Raw genomic sequence first — 20,607 nt, 5'->3', positions numbered from 1 at the left:
CACCCTTGCCCCGTGGCCTTCGACCCCGCTGATCTTCCCGCCTCCGCCCGGCCCCTGCTGACCGAGCGGCATCTGGCGACCCTCACCACCCTGCGCGCCGACGGCAGTCCGCACGTCGTACCCGTCGGTTTCACCTGGGACGCCCCTCCTCGTCTGGTGCGGGTGATCTGCTCACGCGACAGCGTCAAGGCTCACAACGCCGCGCGCGGCTCTCGCGCGGCGGTGTCGGTGGTGGACGGGCGCTTCTGGCTCACCCTGGAGGGTCCGGCCCACCTGCTGGAGAACGACGAGGAGGTTCGGGAGGGCGAGCGCCGGTACGCGGAGCGGTACCGGGAGCCGCGGGAGAACCCGTCCCGCGTGGTGCTCGCGATCCAGGTCGACCGCGTGCTGGGGAACCTCCCGAAGGAGTAGCTCCCCGGCCGGGAGGTGCCCCATTTCCCAGCGAAGTGCCCGTCCCGCCCGGAGACCGGGGATGTTCCTGATCCCGGGCAGATGTACATGATCACGAGGGGATGCGGTGGCCGGCATGTCGTGCATGGTGTGCATCTTGCGGGAGGTGGGGTTGCGTGGGGGTTGCTCCTGCCCGGTGAACCGGGTGGACGCGCCGTAGGCGCGATCGATCAGGCGGGATCGGTGATCAGCCTGCCCACCGCGTCCGGGGCGAAGATCGCGTCGGCGACCGAGAGGGCCAGGCCGATCGGCCCGGCGGTGTTGTCGAGCGAGCTGCGCACGATCTGCAGGCGGGTGGTGGCCAGGGGCAGCGAGCGGCGGTAGACCATCTCGCGGATCCCGGCGAAGAGCTGTCCCTCGACCCGGGCCAGCTGACCGCCGATCACCACGACGCGCGGGTTGAACAGGCTCACCGCGCCGGCCACGGCCGCGCCGAGCACGCGTCCGGCCCGGCGGGTGATCTGCACGGCGACCGGGTCACCGGCCAGGACCAGCTCGATCGCGGCGTCGACGCCGGACACGTCCCGGCCGGCCGCCTGGAGGTCGCGCAGGAGGGCCCATCCCCCGACGTACGCCTCCACACAACCGACGTTGCCGCACCGGCACAACGGCTGGTCCTCGTCGTCGGGCTGGGTCATCTGGGAGTGGCCGATGTCGCCGGCGGCACCGTCGGCCCCGCGGTAGATCTGACCACCGACCACCACCCCGGCACCGATACCGGTGCCCAGCTTGAGCATCAGCAGGTGGCCGGTGGTGGGGAAGTTGCGGCGGTACTCACCGAACGCCATCGCGTTGACGTCTTTGTCCACCAGCACCGGGCAGCCGTAGGAGCGGGCGAACCAGCCCCGGATGTCGTACCCGTCCCAGCCGGTCATGATCGGCGGGTTCACCACGACACCACGGCTGAAATCGACCGGGCCGGGCACCGACATCCCGATGCCGTGGACGTCGTGCGGAGTGTTGCCGGTCTCCGCCAGCAGGCGGGTGAAATGCTCTCCGACCAGGCCGATGATTCGGTCCGGGCCCTCGGTGATGTCGATGCGCTGCTGGCTCTCCGAGGCGATGACGCCGTTCAGGTCGCACACGGCCGCCCGCATCCCGGTCGCGCCGAGGTCGGCCACGAGCAGCACACCCCGGGCGGCATTGAAGCCGAACCGGGTGGCGGGCCGGCCCCGGGTGGGGCTGTCCTCACCGGCGGGCGCGATCAGGCGGGCCTGCAGCAACTGGTCGAGCCGCTGGTTCACGGTGGTGCGGGACAGACCGGTGCGGGTCATCACCTCGGACCGGGTGAGAGCGGTGCCGTCGCGGAACAGGGCGAGGAATTCGCCCACGCCGCTCGCACTCCCGGGCGCGGACGGAGCTGAGCCGTCCGGGGGCACGGAGGTTGTGGCCGGGGCCTGGGGGACGGCAGTCATCGCAGCATCTCCGGGGGGACGTACGAGTCAACGCTGAGCTCGCGGGATTCGGGCACGGCCCCATCCTATTTCTGCCTAGCCAGTTTGCAAAAGTGTGCCGCTTAACGATTGACAGTGGACGCAACAGGACATGTAATCGACCAGACCGTTGGCGGTACGAAGCCGTACCCCGTTCGAAAAGGAGGCTCCAACGTGGGAGCCAGCACCTCGATCCGACGCATCGCCACTCTCGGCGCCACCATGACCTTCACCGCCGCCGCCCTCGCGGCCTGCGGCAGCTCGTCCTCGGGCTCCAGCCCTTCCTCCGGCGACCCGTCGAAACCGGCCAAGGTCGCCGCGGTGATCAAGGGCCTCGACAACCCCTTCTTCCAGACGATGGAAGACGGCATCAAGACCGGTGCGACCGCGGCCGGCATCGACCCGACGATCCAGGCCGCGAACTCGATCACCGACACCACCGGTCAGGCCGACAAGCTCACCGCCCTCGCCGGGCAGGACTACAGCTGCTACATCGTCAACCCGATCACCGGCACGAACCTGGTGCAGGGCCTGGCCAAGCTGGCCGCGGCGAAGAAGACGATCGTCAACATCGACTCCCCCGTCGAGGAGGAGGCGGCCCAGGCCGCCGGCGCCACCCCCGCCACCTACATCGGCACCGACAACGTCGAGGCCGGCAAGCTCGCCGGTGAGGAGATGGTCAAGCAGATCACCTCCGGCGAGGTGGCCGTGATCGGCGGCACCTCCGGCGACGTGACCAGCGGCAGGCGGGTGGAGGGCTTCACCTCCGGCCTCTCCTCCGAGGTGAAGGTCGTGCAGACCGTCGCCGCCGACTGGAACCGCGAGAAGGCCCTCACCCAGGCCACCACCGTGCTGCGCGCCCACCCCGACCTCAAGGGCTTCTACGTCGCCAACGACGACATGGCTCTCGGCGTGGTGCGCGCCGTCGAGAACGCCGGCAAGACCGGGGACGTCACGGTGATCGGCACCGACGGGGTCGAGGAGGCCCTGACGTCGGTCAAGAACGGCGGCCTGACCGCCACCGTGGCCCAGTACCCCTACACCATCGGTGAGATGGGCGTGGAGGCCTGCGTCGCCGCGGCCGCCGGCAAGACCCTGCCGACCACGGTGAACGCACCGGTCGAGCTGGTCACCCAGGACGTCGCGGACAAGGCGCTCAAGGCCACCCCGAAGCCGTTCGGCGACTACGAGGACCCGATCGCCGCCCTGCTCAAGTAGCAGCCCGGGCGGTCCGTCGGCCCGACGGGCCGCCCCTCCCGAAGACGCCCGAAGACACCCGAGGACGCCCGAGCCGGGTGAGTAGTCCGCGCCGCCGACAACGTCCGTAAGCCGTTCGCAGGCAACCAGAATCCCGACGCGACCGGTCTCGTCGGCGACCCCCGGTACCCCTGTTCACGGCTCGTGACCCACCACTTCAGACCCGAAAGGTTCTGCGATGACCGCGACCACCGTCGAGGCGCCCCCCGCACCACCGGCGCCCGCCCGTAGTCAGCGACTACGTGACCCCGCGTTCTGGGCCGACTGGGCCGCGCTCGTCGGCCTGATCGGCCTGACGATCGTGTTCCAGGCGCTCAACTCGACCTTCCTCAGCTACGGCAACGTCCAGTCGATCCTGGTCGCCTCCGCCATCCTGATCATCCTGTCGATCGGCCAGACCTTCACCATCGCCACCGGCGGCATCGACCTCAGCGTGGCTTCGGTGATGACCTTCGCCGCCTGCGCCTTCGGCTGGGCCTTCACCCAGGGCTGGGCCCTGCCGTTGAGCATGGTGCTCGCGGTCGTGACCGGCCTGGTGTTCGGCGCGGTCAACGGCGCCCTGATCGCCAAGGGGAAGATCCCCGACTTCGTGGTCACCCTCGGCTCGCTGAGCGCGGCCTCGGGCCTGGCGCTGATCCTGGCCGACGGCAAGCCCACCACCGTGATCAGCCCGTTCCTGCTCACGTTCTCCACCCGCGGGATCGGCCTGTTCGGCTGGACCTTCCTCCTCGCCGTCGTCATCGCCGTGATCACCCACGTGGTGCTGTTCAACACCAGGTTCGGCACCCACGTGCTGGCCGCCGGCGGATCTCCCGAGGCGGCCACCGCGACCGGCATCAGCACCGCCCGGATCAAGATCGCCGTCTACACCGTCTCCGGGGTGCTGGCGGGCCTGGCCGGCATCCTGCTGGTCGCCCGGATCGGTGCCTCCTCCCCGGCCGCCGACACCACGATGACCCTCAACACCGTCGCGGCAGTAGTCCTCGGCGGCGTCAGCCTGCTCGGCGGCCGGGCCACGATCGTCGGCCCGGTGCTCGGTGCCCTGGTGCTGACCGTACTGGTCAACGGCCTGACCCTGGTCGGTGTCTCGCAGTTCTACCAGCCGCTCGCGGTCGGCATCGTCGTGGTGCTCGCCGCCCTCCTGATGCGCTTCCAGAAGTAGGAGATCACCGTGACCGCGACCACCGTGACGAAAGACCTCATCAGCGTCGAGGACGTCTCGCTCTCCTTCGGCAGCGTCCGCGCCCTGCGCGATGTCTCCCTCACCCTGCAGCCCGGCGAGATCACCGCGCTGGTCGGTGACAACGGCGCCGGGAAGTCCACCCTGGTGCGGTGTCTCAGTGGCATCCACCGCCCGGACGCCGGAACGATCCGGTTCGACGGGCAGCCGACGCACTTCTCCACCCCCCAGGACGCACGCAACGCCGGCATCGAGACCGTGCACCAGAATCTGGCCCTGGTCGAAGACCTCACCGTCTGGCAGAACCTGTTCCTGAACCGCGAGATCGTGCACGGCTTCGGGCCGCTGGCGATCCTCGACAAACGCGCCATGAAGCGTGAGGCACAGCGCATGGTCTCAACGCTGGCGGTCAACGTGCCCAGCGTCACCTCCACCGTGCGTCGCCTGTCGGGCGGCCAGCGCCAGGCCGTCTCCATCTGCCGCGCCGCCGGATTCAGCTCCCAGCTGGTGATCATGGACGAGCCGACCGCGGCCCTGGGCGTACAGGAGACCGAGCGCGTCGAGAGCCTCATCACCAGGCTCCGCGAGGACGGCCACGCCGTGCTGCTGATCAGCCACAACTTCGCCCAGGTCATGCGCCTGGCCGACCACGTCTGGGTGATGCGCGCCGGCCGCTGCGTGGCCGGACGCCGGATCGCACAGACCACCGGCGAGGAGATCGTCGCGCTGATCACCGGCGCCCAGCAGTCCTGACTTTCACTTTCCGGTAAGGAGATTCATCATGGTCGCGAACGCTCTGGGTGTACATGCCCTGGTCTGGGCCGGCAGCACCAGTCCCGCCGAGGTCGAGCAGGCGGTGAGGAGTACGAAGGAGGCCGGGTACGACCTGCTGGAGTTCTCCCTGCACGACGGCCTCACCATGGACACGGCGCACGCCCGCACCACCCTGGAACGAGCCGGCCTGCAGGTCGCCTGCTCGCGCGGACTGGCCCCCGACGCCGACGTGTCCAGCGAGGACCCGGCCGTGGTGGCCCGCGGCGCCGACCTGCTCAGCGCCTCGCTCGACATCACCGCGGCGCTCGGCGGCCGGATGTTCGCCGGCGCCCTCTACAGCGCGTTCGGCAAGGCCGCTCAGCCCCTGTCCGACAAGGGCCGCAACAACGTCGTCGCGGTGCTGCGCGACCTGGCCGAGCAGGCCGTGGAACACGACATCACGCTGATGCTCGAGATCTGCAACCGCTACGAGACCAACGTCATCAACACCGCCCACGACGCCCTGCGGCTGGCCGACGACATCGGCGCCGACAACGTGAAGATCCACCTCGATACCTACCACATGAACATCGAGGAGGCCGACATGGTGCGGCCCGTGCACGAGGTCGGCGACCGGCTCGGCTACGTGCACATCGGCGAGAACCACCGGGGCTACCTGGGCAGCGGTCACATCGACTTCACCGCGTTCTTCCACGCCCTCGCCGACATCGACTACACCGGCCCGATCACGTTCGAATCGTTCAGCTCGGCCGTCGTGGCGCCCGGCCTGTCCAACGACCTGGCGATCTGGCGCAACCTCTGGTCGGACGGCGCGGACCTGGCGCAGCATGCCCACCGGTACCTGGTGAACGGCCTTTCCGCGGCTCGTCACCCGTGAGCGGCGCGCCCGTGCCGGCACAGAACACGGTGGCAGGGCATGATGCCCTGGTGCGACCGACGATGGACGAACTCAGCACCCGGGTCCTGAAACTCGCCGCCGCGAGGATGGGCGACCGGGTCATCGTCGGCATCGCCGGGGTGCCCGGCGCGGGCAAGAGCACCCTGGCCGAGAAGCTGGTCTCGGTGCTCGCCGACCGGATCGGTCCCGAGCACGTGGCCCACGTGCCGATGGACGGCTTCCACCTGGCCGATGTCACCCTCGAGCGACTCGGCCTCCGTGACCGCAAGGGGGCGCCCGAGACCTTCGACGCGCTCGGGTACTCGGCGCTGATGCACCGGCTGCGGGAGTCGGGCGACCTGGTCTACGCCCCGGGTTTCGAGCGCACCATCGAGCAGCCGATCGCCGGTGCCATCGCGGTGCCGCCCAGCGCCCGGGTCGTGGTCACGGAGGGGAACTACCTCCTGCTCGGCGGCGACTGGGACCGGGCCAAGGAGCAGCTCGACGAGGTGTGGTTCTGCCGCACTCCCGAAGACCTGCGCCTGGAACGCCTGCTCGCCCGGCACGTGCTCTTCGGCAAGACGCCGGAGTTCGCGGCGCAGTGGATCGAGCAGACCGACCAGCCCAACGCCCTGCTCATCGAGGCCAGCAGCCACCGCGCCGACCTGATCGTCGAGATGGACTGACCCACCTCCACCAACCCCCCTTGGGTGGTGGGTGAGGCGACCACAGAATGGAGGACGCCCGACAGCTTTCGGCTGTCGGGCGTCCTCCATTCTGTTTTTGGCTCTAGACGGTCTGGACCACCAGCAGCTCGACCACGCGGTCGAGGAAGGCATCGACCGAAGCCTCACGGTAACCGCGCGAGCCGCGTCGGCTCTTGAACACCGCCAGGCGCACGGCGTCGGGCGGCAGGGGCTGCCCCATCGCGAACGACTCCTCGATGCGGATGCAGAGGTCGTCGACCGCGTCGAGATCGTAGGTGAGCTCCATACCGCTGCCCCGCGGGAACCGCTCGCCGTCGCCCCGGCCCAGCTGGGCGCGCAGCGACTGCTCCTGGGTGCGCAGCTGGGTCTGCCAGGCCTGGCTCCCGCTGCGCTCCTCGCCGCGCTGCTTCTCACGACGGGCGAAGGCATCTTCGATGCGGTCCAGGGCAGCGTCGACCGCGTCCACGTCGTACCCGCCGCGCACCAGGTCGAAGCCGACCGTGCGGACGTGCCACGACGTCATCGCGGGCCCACGCCCGTTCTCCTCGTACGCGGACCGGGCCCGGCCCAGGAAGGACTCGACCTGGTCGATGTCGTAGCCCTTGGATAGCCGGCCTGCCCGCGGAAAGGTGTCGCTCACGGCTCACATTCTGCACCCGACGACCGCGTCCGTGGGAGCCGGTCCGCAGATGGGACACGTGAAATTTGCGTCTGGTCACCAGTTGTGATGCACCCGTGACTTTTTGATGCCGATGTGGTCCGCCCGAGGCGCGTTCCGGTGCGTCAGCTGTGCGGTGGGCATTGTCCGGCGCCCACCGTCACAGCGTCGCTTCGGAGTTGCTCGGAGTTGCTCGGAGCTGCTCGGAGTTGCTCGGAGCTGCTCGGAGCTGCTCGGAGTTGGCTCAGACGGTGGCGGCCAGCTGGCCGCACGCACCGTCGATCTCCTGGCCCCGGGTATCGCGGACCGTGGTGGGCACGCCGCGCTCGCGCAGGGCATTCACGAAGGCGTTCTGGGCGCGGCGGGTGCTCGCGGTCCACTTGGAACCCGGCGTGGGGTTGAGCGGGATCGGGTTGACGTGCACCCAGCCCTTGCCCCGCTTGTTCAGCTCGCGGCCGAGCATGTCGCCCCGCCACTCGTGGTCGTTGATGTCCTTGATCAGGGCGTACTCGATGCTGACCCGGCGGCCGGTGGCGTCGAAGTAACGGCGCGCGGCGTCGAGGGTCTCGCCGACCTTCCAGCGGGTGTTGATCGGCACCAGCTCGTCCCGCAGTTCGTCGTCGGGAGCATGCAGGCTCAGGGCCAGTGTGACCGGGATGCCCTCGGCCGCGAGCTTGTCGATGGCCGGCACCAGGCCGACCGTCGACATGGTGATGCCCCGGGCGGACATGCCCAGACCCTCAGGAGCCGGGTCGGTGAGGCGGCGGATCGCCCCGATCGCGGCCTTGTAGTTGGCCAGAGCCTCGCCCATGCCCATGAAGACCACGTTGCTGACGCGGCCGGCCTGGCCCTCTTCCGCCTCCTCGCCGAGGGGCGCACCCTCGGTGCTCCTGCCCAGGGGCGCCGCCGTGCGCATGTGCCGCGCGGCCGTGCGGACCTGCTCGACGATCTCCGCCGTAGACAGGTTGCGGGTGAGCCCGGCCTGGCCGGTGGCGCAGAACGGGCAGTTCATACCACACCCGGCCTGGCTGGAGACGCAGACCGTGGCCCGGTCGGGGTAGCGCATGAGCACGCTCTCCACCAGGGCGCCGTCGAAGAGCCGCCACACCGTCTTGATCGTGGCACCGTCGTCGCAGACCAGCTCACGCACGGGGTGGATCAGGTTCGGCAGCAGGGCGTCGAGCAGCGGCTGACGCGAGGTCGCGGGCAGGTCGGTGAGGGCCGCCGCGCTGTCCGGGTTCTTCGCGTCCAGCTCGGCCAGGCGCTCGAAGTAGTGCACCGACAGCTGACGACCCCGGAACGGCTTCTCGCCCAGCTCCTTGACCGCCGCCATCCGCTCGGCGAGCGTCAGGTCGGCCAGGTGCTTCGGCGGCTTGCCCCGTCGGGGCGCGACCATGAGCAACTTGCCGGGCTCGGGGGCGGTCGGCCGCGGCTCGGGCAGCGGTGCGGACGGGGCTTCGGAGGTCATCAGATCTTTCTTCGGGTCTAGAGCAGGAAGAACAGCAGCAGGTAGACGACGGGCGCCGAGGGGAGCAACGAGTCCATCCGGTCCATGATTCCGCCGTGGCCGGGCAGCAGGTTGCCCATGTCCTTGATGCCCAGGTCACGCTTGAGCAAGGACTCGGACAGGTCGCCACCGGTCGCGGTGAACACGGCGGCGATGCCGATCACCGCACCCACCCAGGGCGAGCCGTTGAGCAGGAACACCACGCAGGCCGTACCGGCGATCAAGCAGGCCACCATCGACCCGGCGAAGCCCTCCCAGGACTTCTTCGGGCTGATCCTGGGCGCCATCGGGTGCTTGCCGAACAGCACCCCCGCGATGTATCCACCGATGTCGCTGGCGATGGTGACCAGGATGAACGTCACCACCCGCTGGGGTCCCTGATCGGCCGCGAGCATGAGGATCGCGAACCCGGTCAGCAACGGTACGTACGCCGCCACGAACAGGCCCGCGGTGACGTCGCGCATCGCGCCGTCGAGGCCCTCGACGATCCGCCAGAGCAGGATGCCGAAGGCCGTGAGCATGTAGCTGACCAGCAACCCCTCCGGCCCGGCGACGTACGCCGAGACCAGCATGCCGAGCGCCCCGACCGCGACCGGGATGACCGGCACGACGATCTGCTTGGCCGCCAGGGCGCCGGAGAGCTCCCAGACCGAGAGCACGACGACGAACGAGGCCAGCGCGACGAACGCCTCGGGACGCACGAACAGCGACGTCAGGGCCAGGACGCCGAGGGCGACACCGACACCGATGGCCGCGGGCAGGTTGCGGCCCGCCCGGCCGTGGTCCTTCGCCGCCACAGCCACGATCGTCGCATCCGGCAGGGGCGGATGATCCATGTTCCGCAAGGCTGCCCGGGCGGCCTCGTGGCCGGTCGGGTCGTTCTCGATCGATCGGTCCATCGAGCGGTCGCCTCGTTCGGGTCGGTCTCCTCGTCGCGGTCGGACGGGATGGGTGAGCTCGTCCTGGGCCGGGCCCGCCATCGGGAACGGGTCGGGCTCACGGCGGCGCGAGCGCCCCGGTCGGCGGCCTTCGTCGGCCGCGTCGAGCAGCCCGCGGCTGCCCTCGGCCGGGGTGAAGGGGTCATCGTCCCGGTCGTCGTCGGGAACGGGGCCGAACAGACCCCGGCCACCGGTCGCCGGGCCGGACGGATCGGAGTCCCGCCGACGGCTCTCACCGACGGCGTTCGAGGCCAGGGGGGCGGGGAACGGGTCGGGCTCCACCTCGGCCCGGCCGCGGCCGAGCAGACCACGGGAGCCCGTGGGCGGACCGGACGGGTCGGCGGTGCGGCGGCTGCGTCCTGGGCGCCGGCCCTCCTCGGCCGGTGCGGACGGGTCGGGGAACGCGTCCCCACCCGGACGATCACCCGCACCCGGGCGTCGCCCGGGACCGCTGCCCCCCGCGTCCGTCATCCGGGCCTGACCGCCCGTCGCCGGACCGGGCGCTTCCGGGAAGGGACTGTCGTTCCCGCCGAGCAGGCCACCACCGGTGGGCGGACCGGACGGCTCGGGGCCCCGACGGCCCCGGCCGAACATCCCGCGACGGCTCTCATCGGCCGGTCCGAGCAGACCGCCACCGGTGGGCGGGCCCGAGGGCTCGGGACCCCTGCGGCCGCGGCGGTTCTCGTCGGCGGCACCGGGGAACGGGTCACCAGCTCCGCCGAGCAGGCCACCGCCCGTGGGCGGACCCGCCGGCTCCGGACCCCGACGGCCCCGGCCGAACATCCCGCGACGGCCCTCATCGGCCGATCCGGGTGCTCCGGGTGCTCCGGGGAAGGGGCTGTTTCCCCCGCCGAGCAGGCCACCGTCGGCAGGCGGGCCGGCCGGGGCGGGACGGCCCCGGCCGGATGCGCCGCGGCCCTTTTCATCGGCGGGTGTGTCAAGGAACGGGTTGCCCCGCGAGCGGCCGCGACCCTGCGGGCCGGTGTGGGTGGAGTCGTCGAGATCGGACGGATCCGGCGCACCACCCCCGCCGAGCAAGCCACCACCGGTGGGCGGACCGGACGGCCCGGGACCCCGACGGCCCCGGCCGGACGGGCCGGTGTCCGGCCCACCTCGCCCGAAGAGCCCACCTCCGGTGGAGGGTTCGGGGTCACGACGACCACGGCCGGGTGCGCCCCGACGGCTCTTGCCGCTGGGCTCGTCGAACGGCTCGTCCGGGGTGCGGCCGAGCAGACCACCGGCCGGGCCGGCGGGGAACGGGTCGGGCTCGGGAGCACGGCGACCGCGACCGAACAGGCCACGGCCACCCGTGGCCGTGCGCTCGTCACCGGGCTCCTCGTCACGACGGCCTCGAACGACCGGGCCGGAGCCCGTGCTGCTGCCGGGACGTGAGGGGCCAGGGGGGTTTGTGGAACGCGTAGGGACCGGGAAAGGCCCCGAGTCGTCATCCGGCTGCCCGAGGAGATCAAAGCCCTGGGCCGGGGTGCCGGCACCGGCTGCACGACCCGACCGACCGCTCGAGGTGGGCCCGCGACGTCCGTCGCGACGCGCCTCGTCCGTCGGGAGCCGGGTCTCGAAACCTCCCGAAGGGGCGCCGTCGGCGGGCGCGTCGCGGTACGGGCTCACCGGGATGCTGCCGGACTGGGTGGCCCGCTGCGGCAACCCCGGGTGCGAGGTGCCGCGCAGCGGCGCAGGCCGGCTGCCCGGCCTCGGCTGACCCGGCTGACCGCCCTGGGCAGGCTGACCGCCGGCGGAACGATCCAGGAACTGGTCGAACGATGATGTGGACGGCCCGTTGGAACGGATGCCGTGCCCTCGGTCCCGGCCGAAGGTACGGCCGGGCCCGGCCTCGTCCGCCGGCGGTTCGCCACCCGGGCGACCGCGACCACCGCGCCCGAGACGCGCGCCACCCAGCCCCCCGCCGGGGGCGCCGCCCAGGCGACGGCCCCCCAGACCACCGGAGCTGTTCTGCTCCTCACCCGGCTCGTCCGCCGGCCAGGCGTCCTCCTCCCCGGCGCCGTCGGGCCAGGAGTCCCCGGACGCCGGACCGCGCGCGGCCCGGCGTCCCCGGCGGGACGAGGAATCGGACGGACCAGAATCTCCGGCCATGCTCATACCTCGAGGAGCTCGGTCTCCTTGTGCCGGAGCAGTTCATCGATCGAGTCCACGTGGGACTTGGTCGACTGCTCCAGCTCCTTCTCGGCGCGGGCACCCTCGTCCTCGCCGATCTCGCCGTCCTTGACCGCACGGTCGAGCGTTTCCTTGGCCTTGCGCCGCACGTTACGCACGGAGACCCGGGAGTCTTCCGCCTTGGTGCGGGCCATCTTGATGTACTCCTTGCGGCGCTCCTCGGTCAGCACCGGGAGCACCACCCGGATGATGCTGCCGTCGTTGCTCGGGTTGACGCCGAGGTTCGAGTCGCGCAGCGCCCTCTCGATGCCACCCAGCGAACCCTTGTCGTAGGGCTGGATGAGGATCGTGCGAGCCTCGGGAACGGTGAAGGACGCCAGCTGCTGCAGCGGCGTCGGGGCGCCGTAGTACTCGACGACGATCTTGCTGAACATGCCGGGGGTGGCCCGGCCGGTGCGAATGGCGCCGAAGTCTTCCTTGGCGACCTCGACCGCCTTGTCCATCTTCTCCTCGGCCTCGAGGAGGGTCTCGTCGATCACTGTCGCTCCTTCATCGCTGTCTGGGACGAACCGTTGTGGGCGGCACCACTGCCGCCAACCGTGCTAAGGGAAATCAGCTCCGACCCCGGCCGGCTCAGCCGGCGGTGACGAGCGTTCCGATTCTCTCACCCCGCACGGCGGCCGCTATGTTCCCTTCGCCCTCCATGCCGAACACGATCATGGGCAGCTTGTTGTCCATGCAGAGACTGAAGGCGGTCGCGTCGACGACCTTCAGCTGCTGGGTCAGCGCGGCGGAGTAAGTGACCTCGTCGAGCTTGCTGGCCGTCGGGTCCTTGCGGGGGTCGGCGGTGTACACGCCGTCCACACCGTTCTTGCTCATCAGCACCGCGTGCGCCTTGATCTCGAGCGCCCGCTGCGCGGCAGCGGTGTCGGTGGAGAAGTACGGCGCACCGAGCCCGGCGCCGAAGATCACCACCCGGTTCTTCTCCAGGTGACGGATAGCCTTGCGCGGGATGTACGGCTCCGCGACCTGGCCCATCGTGATCGCCGTCTGCACCCGCGTGTCGATCCCGGCCTTCTCCAGGAAGTCTTGCAGTGCCAAGCAGTTCAGCACCGTGCCGAGCATGCCCATGTAGTCGGCGCGGCCGCGGTCCATGCCGCGCTGCGAGAGCTCGGCGCCACGCAGGAAGTTGCCACCGCCGATCACGATGGCGATCTGGATGCCCTCCCGGGCCACCCCGGCGATCTGTTCGGCCAGCGCTGCGACGACGTCAGGGTCGACACCGAGCTGACCGTTGCCGAAGACCTCGCCGGAGAGCTTCAGCAGCACCCGCCGGAAACGCGGGCCCTCGATCGGGGACTCAGACATCCAGCCGTACCTCCTGGTTCGTCGCGCCCGCAGTACGGGCGTCGGGGGGCAGTCTGCCGCATGGAGCGGCAGACAGAGAAAAAGCCGGTGAGAGGCATGTGGCGCCTCTCACCGGCTTGTCACCGGTCGCTCTCGGGGAGCGACCGGGTGTTGCTACCGGCTCTGTGGATCAGCAGCCGGTACTGCTCAGACGCCCACCCGGAACCGGATGAAGCCGACGGGCGTGATGCCCGCGGCGTCCAGAACCTTCTTGACGGTCGTGCCCTGATCCTTGGCGAACTTCTGCTCGACGAGCACGTTCTCCTTGAAGTAGCCGCTCACGCGACCCTCCACGATCTTCGGCAGGGCGCCCTCGGGCTTGCCCTCCTCGCGGGCCGTGGCCTCGGCGATGCGGCGCTCGTTCTCCACCACGTCGGCCGGGACATCGTCGCGCGAGAGGTACAGCGGCGGCAGGGCGGCGATGTGCAGGGCGACGTCGCGGACGACATCGCTCTCACCGCTCGCGCCGAACAGCACGCCAACCTGCGGCGGGAGGTCGGGCATCGTGCGGTGCAGGTACGCCGCGACGGCCGGGGCCTCGATCCGGCCCACGCCGCGCAGCTCGATCTTCTCGCCGATGGACGCGTTGCCGTCGTCGAGCAGGGCCTGCACGGTGCGACCGTCGGAGAGCTCGCTCTTCAGCAGGCTGTCCACGTCGGTGGCCTTGACGGCCACGGCCTGGTCGAGCACCTGCTGCAGGAGAACCTGGAACTTCTCGCCCTTGGAGACGAAGTCCGTCTCGCAGTCGAGCTCGACGATGACGCCCACGCCGGCTTCGGTGAAAGCGGCCACGGCGCCCTGGGACGCGGTGCGGGACTCCCGCTTGGCCACGCCCTTCTGACCCTTGACGCGGAGGTACTCGACGGCCTTCTCGTACGAGCCGTCGCTCTCCACGAGAGCGTTCTTGCAGTCCAGCATTCCGGCGCCGGTCTGCTCACGCAGCTTCTTGACGTCGGCGGCGGTGTAGTTCGCCATTGCACTGACTCCTGTTGTCGTAAGGAGGTCGTCAGGTGGAATAAGTGCCGGATCGGGCGCGCCGGTCTCCCGGCGCGCCTACGAACCGACTCAGTTGGAGGCGGCCTCGGCCGGGGTGGCCTCGGTCGTCTCGGCAGCAGCGCTCTCCGCGGGGGCCTCGGCGGCGGCCGGGGTGGCCTCCGCGGCGGGGGCCTCGGGGGCGGCGCTCTCGGCGGCGGTGCCCTCAGCGGCAGCACCCTCGACGACCGGCGCGTCGGCCTGGCCGGCGAGCAGCTCGCGCTCCCACTCCGGCAGCGGCTCGGCGGCAGCGGTCGTGGTCTCGGCCGCGGTGTTCTGGCCACCACCGTGACGGCTCAGGAGACCGTCGGCCACGGCGTCGGCGACCACGCGGGTCAGCAGCGTGACGGAGCGGATCGCGTCGTCGTTGCCCGGGATCTTGTAGTCGACCTCGTCCGGGTCACAGTTCGTGTCCAGGATGGCGACGATCGGGATGCCGAGCTTGCGGGCCTCGTCGACGGCCAGGTGCTCCTTCTTGGTGTCCACGATCCAGACCGCGCTCGGGACGCGGGCCATGTCGCGGATACCGCCGAGGGTGCGCTCCAGCTTGTCCTTCTCGCGGCGCAGGACGAGGAGTTCCTTCTTCGTCATGCCGCTCTTCGCCACGTCCTCGAAGTCGATGACCTCGAGCTCCTTGAGGCGCTGCAGACGCTTGTGCACCGTCTGGAAGTTCGTGAGCATGCCGCCCAGCCAGCGCTGGTTGACGTAGGGCATCCCGACGCGCGTCGCCTGCTCGGCGATGGGCTCCTGGGCCTGCTTCTTGGTGCCGACGAAAAGGATGCTGCCGCCGTGGGCGACGGTCTCCTTGACGAAGTCGTAGGCGTTGTCGATGAACGACAGCGACTGCTGCAGGTCGATGATGTAGATGCCATTGCGCTCCGTGAGGATGAAGCGCTTCATCTTCGGATTCCAGCGACGGGTCTGGTGCCCGAAGTGCACACCGCTGCCCAGCAGCTGGCGCATCGTAACGACGGCCATGTCAATCTCCTTGGCGCGCACCACCGATGGGTGGGCGCAGTTTCTCTCGGTTGTTTAACGACACCGGCGGTGTCGCTCCTGGTGCCCGTGACGCCCCAGACCCTTCCGCCGACTGGAGTGCAGCCGTCAGAATCAGGACCGAGTGAGGCGCCCCACCGTCTTGCGACGGACTGAACGCGGACACGCGAAGTCGACCGGCGCGCGCCGGTCGCGTGGGAAGTCTACCCGCACTCTGAGGTGCGGGAGGACGACGGTCGGATAACCACCGGGGGCACGCGGACATTCCGGGCCGATGCCGTCGATGGTGGACGTCCGTCACGACGGACGCTCCAGGTCACCTTTCGTGGGTTCCCGGGCCGGTCCCCGGCGCTCAGGCCCGCCCGTACTCGGTGACGATCCGGTAGTCCTTGGCCGGGCCGTCGACCTTCATGTCCACCGTCAGGTGATCGCCCGGGCCCATGCGGTAGGTGCCGCGGTACTGGTCGGCGCGGCAGTCGTGGATGTCGGCAGCGGTCCAGACATCCCCACCCTCCTCCTGCGCGAAAGCCAGCAGGTGCATGGTCGTACCGTCGGCGAGCAGCACCCGGATCAGGGTCTGCTCCAGCACGTACTCGTACTCGCGGTAAGCCTCCCCCACGTACCCGCCCGGAAGCCTCACCTCGACGTCCTCCCGGTAGTGCAGCCGCCCGGGGCCCGCCGGGGTGAAGGTCGCCGAGCCCGAGGCCGTGCCCTTGTCCGGATGCATCACCCGGCTCAGCGTCCAGCGCCCGGGCAGCCGCCCGAACACCTGCTCAGCAACGTCCACAGCCACCTCCACCGAGAACCCGGGCACGACGTCCACCGGTCATCACGCACCCGCCACGCCCCAACGCGCCGCTCCCCCCAACCCTTCCAGCCCTTCCAGCCCTTCCGCCGGCGGCAAGCCGCCACCCAAACCCTTCGTGATCATGCAAAGTGTCCCCGGAGTTCTAGAACTGTCGCGACAAGAGTTCTGGATCCCGGGGACACTGTGCATGATCACGAAGGGCTGAGGCAGGCGCTGGCTTAGGGTTCGGCGCATGGTGGACGGTACGTGGCGGAGGGTCGCGAAGGCGGCGGGGCTGCTCGATCGCAACGGCGTGCCCACGCCGACGATCTTCGCCCGGATGAGTGAGCTGGCCTCACGCACCGGCGCGATCAACCTGGGGCAGGGTTTCCCGGACACGGACGGGCCGGCTGTGGTGCTGGAGTCGGCCGTCGACGCGATCCGGTCCGGCGCCAACCAGTACCCGCCCGGGCGGGGCGTTCTTCCCCTGCGGCAGGCGATCGCCCGGCACCAGAGCCACTGGTACGGGATGGAACCCGATCCGGACACCGAGATCCTGGTGACGGCCGGCGCCACCGAGGCCCTGACCGCCAGCATCATCGCGCTGACCGAGCCCGGTGACGAGGTGGTCGTGCTGGAGCCGATCTACGACTCCTACTCGGCCGCGATCGAGATGGCCGGCGCCGTGCGACGCACCGTGCGGCTGGAGTGGCCCGAGTACCGCCTCACCGCCGAGGCCCTGAATGCGGCGGTCTCCGGCCGGACCCGGCTGATCCTGCTCAACACTCCGCACAACCCGACCGGCCGGGTGCTGGACCGGGCCGAGTTGGACCTCGTCGCCACCGTCGCCCGCGAGCGCGACCTGATCGTCGTGGCGGACGAGGTGTACGAGCACCTGACCTTCGCTCCTCACCGGCACACGCCGATAGCGACCCGGCCCGGCATGGCGGAGCGGACCGTCACGATCTCCTCGGCGGGCAAGACCTTCTCGGTGACCGGCTGGAAGATCGGGTGGCTGCACGCCCAGCGGGACATCGTGGATGCGATCACCGCCGTGAAGCAGTTCCTGACCTATGTGAACGGGGGCCCCTTCCAGCCCGCCGTGGCCCTGGGACTGGCTCTACCCGATGACGAGATCCGTTCCATCGGTGAAGATCTGGGCCGGCGCAGCACCCTGCTCACCGAAGGGCTGGCCGCTGCCGGGTTTGGGGTCCGGCCCAGCGACGGAACCTACTTCGTCATCGCCGACGCCGCGCCGCTGGGTTACACCGACGGTGCCGCGCTGTGCGACGACCTGCCGCGTCTGGCCGGGGTGGTGGGTGTGCCGGTGCAGGCCTTCTCGGAAGACCCGTCGGTCCCCAGTTCGTTGGTGCGTTTCGCCTGTTGCAAGCGGCCCGAGGTGATCGCGGAGGCAGCCGGGCGGCTGGCCGGGATGCGCACCTGAGGTTCTGGCGCGCACTGCCCCCCGGTCGGCGCTTTCCCCGGCGCCCGCTGCCCGACCCGGCCAGGATGGGTCGCACGCGGTTTCCACCTACCGTGCCCGGTCTCCCGGCGAAGGACGGACCATGCCCAGAACCGTCGATCGGCAGGACGTCGCGGACCGGGACCCCGCACCGGGTCGACGTCGCCCACGGGTTCTGGCCATCGTGCTCGCCGTCGGACTGGTCATGGGCCTGGTCGGTCTGTTCGTGACGGCCGCTCGCCTCGAGCCGGAGGAAGCTCCGGCCACCACCGGTGACCCCTCGTCCCGGCTGATCCAGTGGCAGGAGGGCATCGAAGACCTGAAGGATGCGGAGGCTGTCCGCATCCTGGCTGAGCACTACGCCGACAGCCCTCCCGCCCGGACCGGACCGTGGCCCGTCACCGTCGTGGAGGATTCGTCGGCGGGCCTGGAGGTCCGTAGCCGACGCGCCGCCGGAGGTCACCAGGTCGGTGCCGCGAGCTTCGGTACGACGCTCTGGACGTGGTGCCGGACCGAGTCCGGACTCGGTCGCGACGGCAGTGGTGGCGGCAGTGGTGGCGGCAGTGGTGGCGGCAGTGGTGGCGGCTGGTACCAGGTGGCCTGGCCCAGCCGGGACCGGTCCGGCGACTTCATCACCTCCGGCCCGGACGACAGGTTCCGGGCCTGGGTCCACCGCCGGCCCACTGTGCCCGCCGGACACAGCGGCGATATCCGCGTGTGCCAGGAATAACAGACGACCCTTCCGGCGCCCCCATCCAGCACCGGAGCGGTTTCCGCCCGTGCCGGCACGGGGTTCCCCACGACACCTGACACCCGACACCGGCCCTTGGCGCCCGACACCGGTATCTGGCCGGGCCAAGCGCCAAGCGCCAAGCGCCAAGCGCCAAGCGCCAAGCGCCAAGCGCCAAGCGCCAAGCGCCAAGCGCCAAGCGCCAAGCGCCAAGCGCCAAGCGCCAAGCGCCAAGCCACGGTCGGACACGTCGCCGCTCCCTCACAGCCATCCCGGCTTCACCCACGCCGTCCCGGGCTCACACCGCCACATCGGTTGCGCCACGATTCACCACGAGTTCGCCGGAATTCGCCCTTGAAGGAAGTGGGCCGGAACCGCGCAAGAGCAGAACTGCCCTGGTCAGGACCGGCGGGTCCACTTCCATCGACCGAACACGACCACTCTCATGGAGTCCCGCCGTCACGCTGACATCGGTTCATCCATAGGCCCCCGGACCCACCGGCTTCTGCCTGGTCATCGGCCCCGTCCCACCCTTGCCTCTTGTCTTCAGCCGCGCGAACCCTCTCCTTTGTGGGCAGTTAATTACAGGAGGGGCAAAATTCTCGATCTCTAGTTTTTAACCCAATACCGAGCGCATCAGACGTAACACCAGTTACCGTCGACGCTGCGACCAGCGACCGACGGGGGTCGATCGACGACAGGCGGTTCGATGCTTCGCAACGTCCAGGCCCTGCGCGGCATCGCCGCGCTGGCCGTTGTGATCGCGCATATCAGCGACTCGTCCGGCATCGAGCGCAAGTGGCTCGCCGGCGACTGGTACTGGACCGGGTTCATGCACGACCCGGGCCAGGCCGGGGTCGACCTGTTCTTCGTGATCAGTGGCCTGATCATGGTCGTGACCACGAAACGCCTGGTGGCGGGCGACGCGACCGCGCGACGGTTCCTGCTGCGACGCGCGATCCGGATCTACCCGGCCTACTGGATCGCCACCTTGCCGATCCTGGCGCTCTTCCTGGTGAAGCCGGACATGGTGAACTCCTCGATGGAAGACCCGCCGCGCATCCTGGAATCGCTGCTGCTGCTGCCCCAGCCCGGCCTGCCCCTGCTGATGGTCGGCTGGACGCTGACTTTCGAGCTGTACTTCTACCTGATCTTCGCGTTGGTGCTGTTCCTGCCGCTGGCGGCACGCCTGCCCGCGCTGACCGTCTGGGGCGTCGCGACCGTAGGGCTCGCCTATCTTTTCGAGGGATCGTCGAACCCCTGGCTGGCCACCACCGCCGCGCCCATCGTGCTCGAGTTCCTGTTCGGCGCGGTGATCGGCTGGCTGATCGTGCGGGGGACGTTCGTCCTGCCGTGGCTCTTCACCCTGGCCGGTGTGGGCGGCACCGTGGCCGCCCTGGCCCTCGGCGACTTTCCGGGCCCCTGGTACCGCGCCCTCGTCGGTCTGCCGATCGCCGTCGCCGTCTACGGGATCGTCGGACTCGAACGCCGCTCGGACCTGGTCGCCCCGCAATGGCTGCAGACCGTGGGCGACGCCTCGTACTCGATGTACCTGTGGCACGTACTCGTCCTGACCGCACTCGGCCGGGTGGTGCTCGTGCGGCTTCCCGAGAGTTCGCTGATTCATGGTGCGGCCCTGATTTTCTCGCTGGTGGCCGTGCTCGTCTCGTCGCTCATCGCATACCGGATCATTGAGAAGCCACTGACCGAGATGCTGCGGGAGCCGGCCGATCTGGTGCCGTTCTGGACCCGGGTACAGGCGCGGCACGCGGCCTGAGAACGGCGGCCGCCGGGTTCAGCGGGAGCAGTACCGCCGGGCCCCGGGAGATTCCCAGCAGTCCCAGCGGATCCACGTAGGTGCCGTCTCGTCGTACCCCCCAGTGCAGGCAGACTCCCGGTAGACAGTGACTTCCCGGGCCGGCGTCGAGCAGTTCACCCAGCACGGCCCCCGGACCGACCACTTGCCCGCGATGCACCCGGGCGCGCACCGGTTCGAAGCTGCTGACCAGGCCATCGCCGTGATCGATACTGACCACGGGAGTTGCGGCCACCACGCCGGCGAAACTGACCGTGCCCCCGAGCGGTGCGGTCACCACCTGCTGCGCCGATCCCGCGAGATCCACTCCTCGATGGCCGGGGGACCACGGGTGCGGCCCCACCGCGAACCCCCGCACGATCGCGGGCCGCGGCTGCAGTGGCCACTGCCCATGGGACACCGGATCAACTACCCGGGACGGGACCACCGGCGAGAAGCCGAGTACAGCAGCGAGAATCACGATCAG

Annotated in this window: 19 protein-coding genes; 9 read left to right on the top strand and 10 right to left on the bottom strand. The window is 70.1% G+C overall.

Annotated elements, in window-relative coordinates:
- The first annotated feature begins 12 nt into the window (after window positions 1-12).
- Window positions 13-411: a PPOX class F420-dependent oxidoreductase gene (locus QSK05_RS17435; protein WP_285598285.1), complete on the top strand. Its 399-nt coding sequence runs from the start codon at window positions 13-15 to the stop codon at window positions 409-411.
- A gap of 209 nt (window positions 412-620) precedes the next feature.
- Here the strand turns inward: QSK05_RS17435 and QSK05_RS17430 are convergent, their stop codons facing one another.
- On the bottom strand, window positions 621-1,781 hold the full coding sequence (locus QSK05_RS17430) for an ROK family transcriptional regulator (protein WP_285598284.1): 1,161 nt from the start codon (window positions 1,779-1,781) through the stop codon (window positions 621-623).
- A gap of 276 nt (window positions 1,782-2,057) precedes the next feature.
- Between QSK05_RS17430 and QSK05_RS17425 the strand changes: the two genes are divergently transcribed.
- The 5 genes from QSK05_RS17425 to QSK05_RS17405 all read left to right on the top strand — a co-directional run bounded on the left by QSK05_RS17425 (window position 2,058) and on the right by QSK05_RS17405 (window position 6,657).
- The gene (locus QSK05_RS17425; RefSeq protein WP_285598283.1) at window positions 2,058-3,101 is read left to right on the top strand and encodes a substrate-binding domain-containing protein; all 1,044 of its coding nucleotides are present in this window, start codon (window positions 2,058-2,060) and stop codon (window positions 3,099-3,101) included.
- Window positions 3,102-3,318: 217 nt separating this feature from the next.
- Entirely contained in the window at window positions 3,319-4,302 is a 984-nt protein-coding gene (locus tag QSK05_RS17420) for an ABC transporter permease (protein ID WP_285598282.1), read from the top strand.
- Window positions 4,303-4,311: 9 nt separating this feature from the next.
- Window positions 4,312-5,073: an ATP-binding cassette domain-containing protein gene (locus tag QSK05_RS17415; RefSeq protein ID WP_285598281.1), complete on the top strand. Its 762-nt coding sequence runs from the start codon at window positions 4,312-4,314 to the stop codon at window positions 5,071-5,073.
- Between the two features lie 28 nt (window positions 5,074-5,101).
- A complete protein-coding gene (locus tag QSK05_RS17410) occupies window positions 5,102-5,971 on the top strand; it encodes a sugar phosphate isomerase/epimerase family protein (RefSeq protein ID WP_285598280.1) in 870 nt (289 codons plus the stop codon).
- Window positions 5,972-6,021: 50 nt separating this feature from the next.
- Window positions 6,022-6,657 carry a nucleoside/nucleotide kinase family protein gene (locus QSK05_RS17405; protein WP_285598279.1) on the top strand — a complete coding sequence of 212 codons (636 nt, stop codon included), beginning with the start codon at window positions 6,022-6,024 and terminating at the stop codon, window positions 6,655-6,657.
- A 103-nt stretch (window positions 6,658-6,760) separates the two neighbouring features.
- Here QSK05_RS17405 and QSK05_RS17400 read toward each other — a convergent pair whose 3' ends face one another.
- From QSK05_RS17400 to QSK05_RS17365, 8 genes are all read right to left on the bottom strand, one after another.
- Window positions 6,761-7,318 (bottom strand): DivIVA domain-containing protein, encoded by a 558-nt coding sequence (locus QSK05_RS17400; protein WP_231487823.1) that lies wholly within the window; start codon window positions 7,316-7,318, stop codon window positions 6,761-6,763.
- 262 nt (window positions 7,319-7,580) lie between these two features.
- Entirely contained in the window at window positions 7,581-8,804 is a 1,224-nt protein-coding gene (rlmN, locus tag QSK05_RS17395; RefSeq protein WP_285598278.1) for a 23S rRNA (adenine(2503)-C(2))-methyltransferase RlmN, read from the bottom strand.
- A 17-nt stretch (window positions 8,805-8,821) separates the two neighbouring features.
- Window positions 8,822-11,890, bottom strand: coding sequence for a phosphatidate cytidylyltransferase (locus QSK05_RS17390; protein ID WP_285598277.1), 3,069 nt, complete (start codon window positions 11,888-11,890; stop codon window positions 8,822-8,824).
- A gap of 2 nt (window positions 11,891-11,892) precedes the next feature.
- Window positions 11,893-12,450, bottom strand: coding sequence for a ribosome recycling factor (frr, locus tag QSK05_RS17385; protein WP_285598276.1), 558 nt, complete (start codon window positions 12,448-12,450; stop codon window positions 11,893-11,895).
- Between the two features lie 94 nt (window positions 12,451-12,544).
- A complete protein-coding gene (gene pyrH, locus QSK05_RS17380) occupies window positions 12,545-13,279 on the bottom strand; it encodes a UMP kinase (RefSeq protein ID WP_285598275.1) in 735 nt (244 codons plus the stop codon).
- Between the two features lie 186 nt (window positions 13,280-13,465).
- Window positions 13,466-14,293, bottom strand: coding sequence for a translation elongation factor Ts (tsf, locus tag QSK05_RS17375; protein WP_285598274.1), 828 nt, complete (start codon window positions 14,291-14,293; stop codon window positions 13,466-13,468).
- Window positions 14,294-14,383: 90 nt separating this feature from the next.
- Complete coding sequence (rpsB, locus tag QSK05_RS17370; RefSeq protein ID WP_285598273.1) at window positions 14,384-15,328, bottom strand: 30S ribosomal protein S2; 945 nt, start codon at window positions 15,326-15,328, stop codon at window positions 14,384-14,386.
- A gap of 370 nt (window positions 15,329-15,698) precedes the next feature.
- Complete coding sequence (locus tag QSK05_RS17365; protein WP_285598272.1) at window positions 15,699-16,169, bottom strand: DUF6314 family protein; 471 nt, start codon at window positions 16,167-16,169, stop codon at window positions 15,699-15,701.
- 217 nt (window positions 16,170-16,386) lie between these two features.
- On the opposite strand from QSK05_RS17365, the gene QSK05_RS17360 reads away from it, so the two are divergent.
- From QSK05_RS17360 to QSK05_RS17350, 3 genes are all read left to right on the top strand, one after another.
- Window positions 16,387-17,577 (top strand): aminotransferase class I/II-fold pyridoxal phosphate-dependent enzyme, encoded by a 1,191-nt coding sequence (locus tag QSK05_RS17360; protein WP_285598271.1) that lies wholly within the window; start codon window positions 16,387-16,389, stop codon window positions 17,575-17,577.
- Between the two features lie 121 nt (window positions 17,578-17,698).
- Window positions 17,699-18,325 carry a hypothetical protein gene (locus tag QSK05_RS17355; RefSeq protein WP_285598270.1) on the top strand — a complete coding sequence of 209 codons (627 nt, stop codon included), beginning with the start codon at window positions 17,699-17,701 and terminating at the stop codon, window positions 18,323-18,325.
- A 709-nt stretch (window positions 18,326-19,034) separates the two neighbouring features.
- Window positions 19,035-20,102, top strand: coding sequence for an acyltransferase family protein (locus QSK05_RS17350; protein ID WP_285598269.1), 1,068 nt, complete (start codon window positions 19,035-19,037; stop codon window positions 20,100-20,102).
- On the opposite strand, the gene QSK05_RS36380 is transcribed toward QSK05_RS17350, so the two are convergent.
- Window positions 20,014-20,448 carry a M23 family metallopeptidase gene (locus tag QSK05_RS36380; protein WP_352301673.1) on the bottom strand — a complete coding sequence of 145 codons (435 nt, stop codon included), beginning with the start codon at window positions 20,446-20,448 and terminating at the stop codon, window positions 20,014-20,016. The genes QSK05_RS17350 and QSK05_RS36380 overlap by 89 nt on opposite strands.
- Window positions 20,449-20,607 lie beyond the last annotated feature (159 nt).

This window comes from Kineosporia sp. NBRC 101731 (genome assembly GCF_030269305.1).
GTDB lineage: Bacteria > Actinomycetota > Actinomycetes > Actinomycetales > Kineosporiaceae > Kineosporia.
Note: the sequence above shows the minus strand (reverse complement) of the source record. Positions and strands in the feature narration are given on the sequence as shown.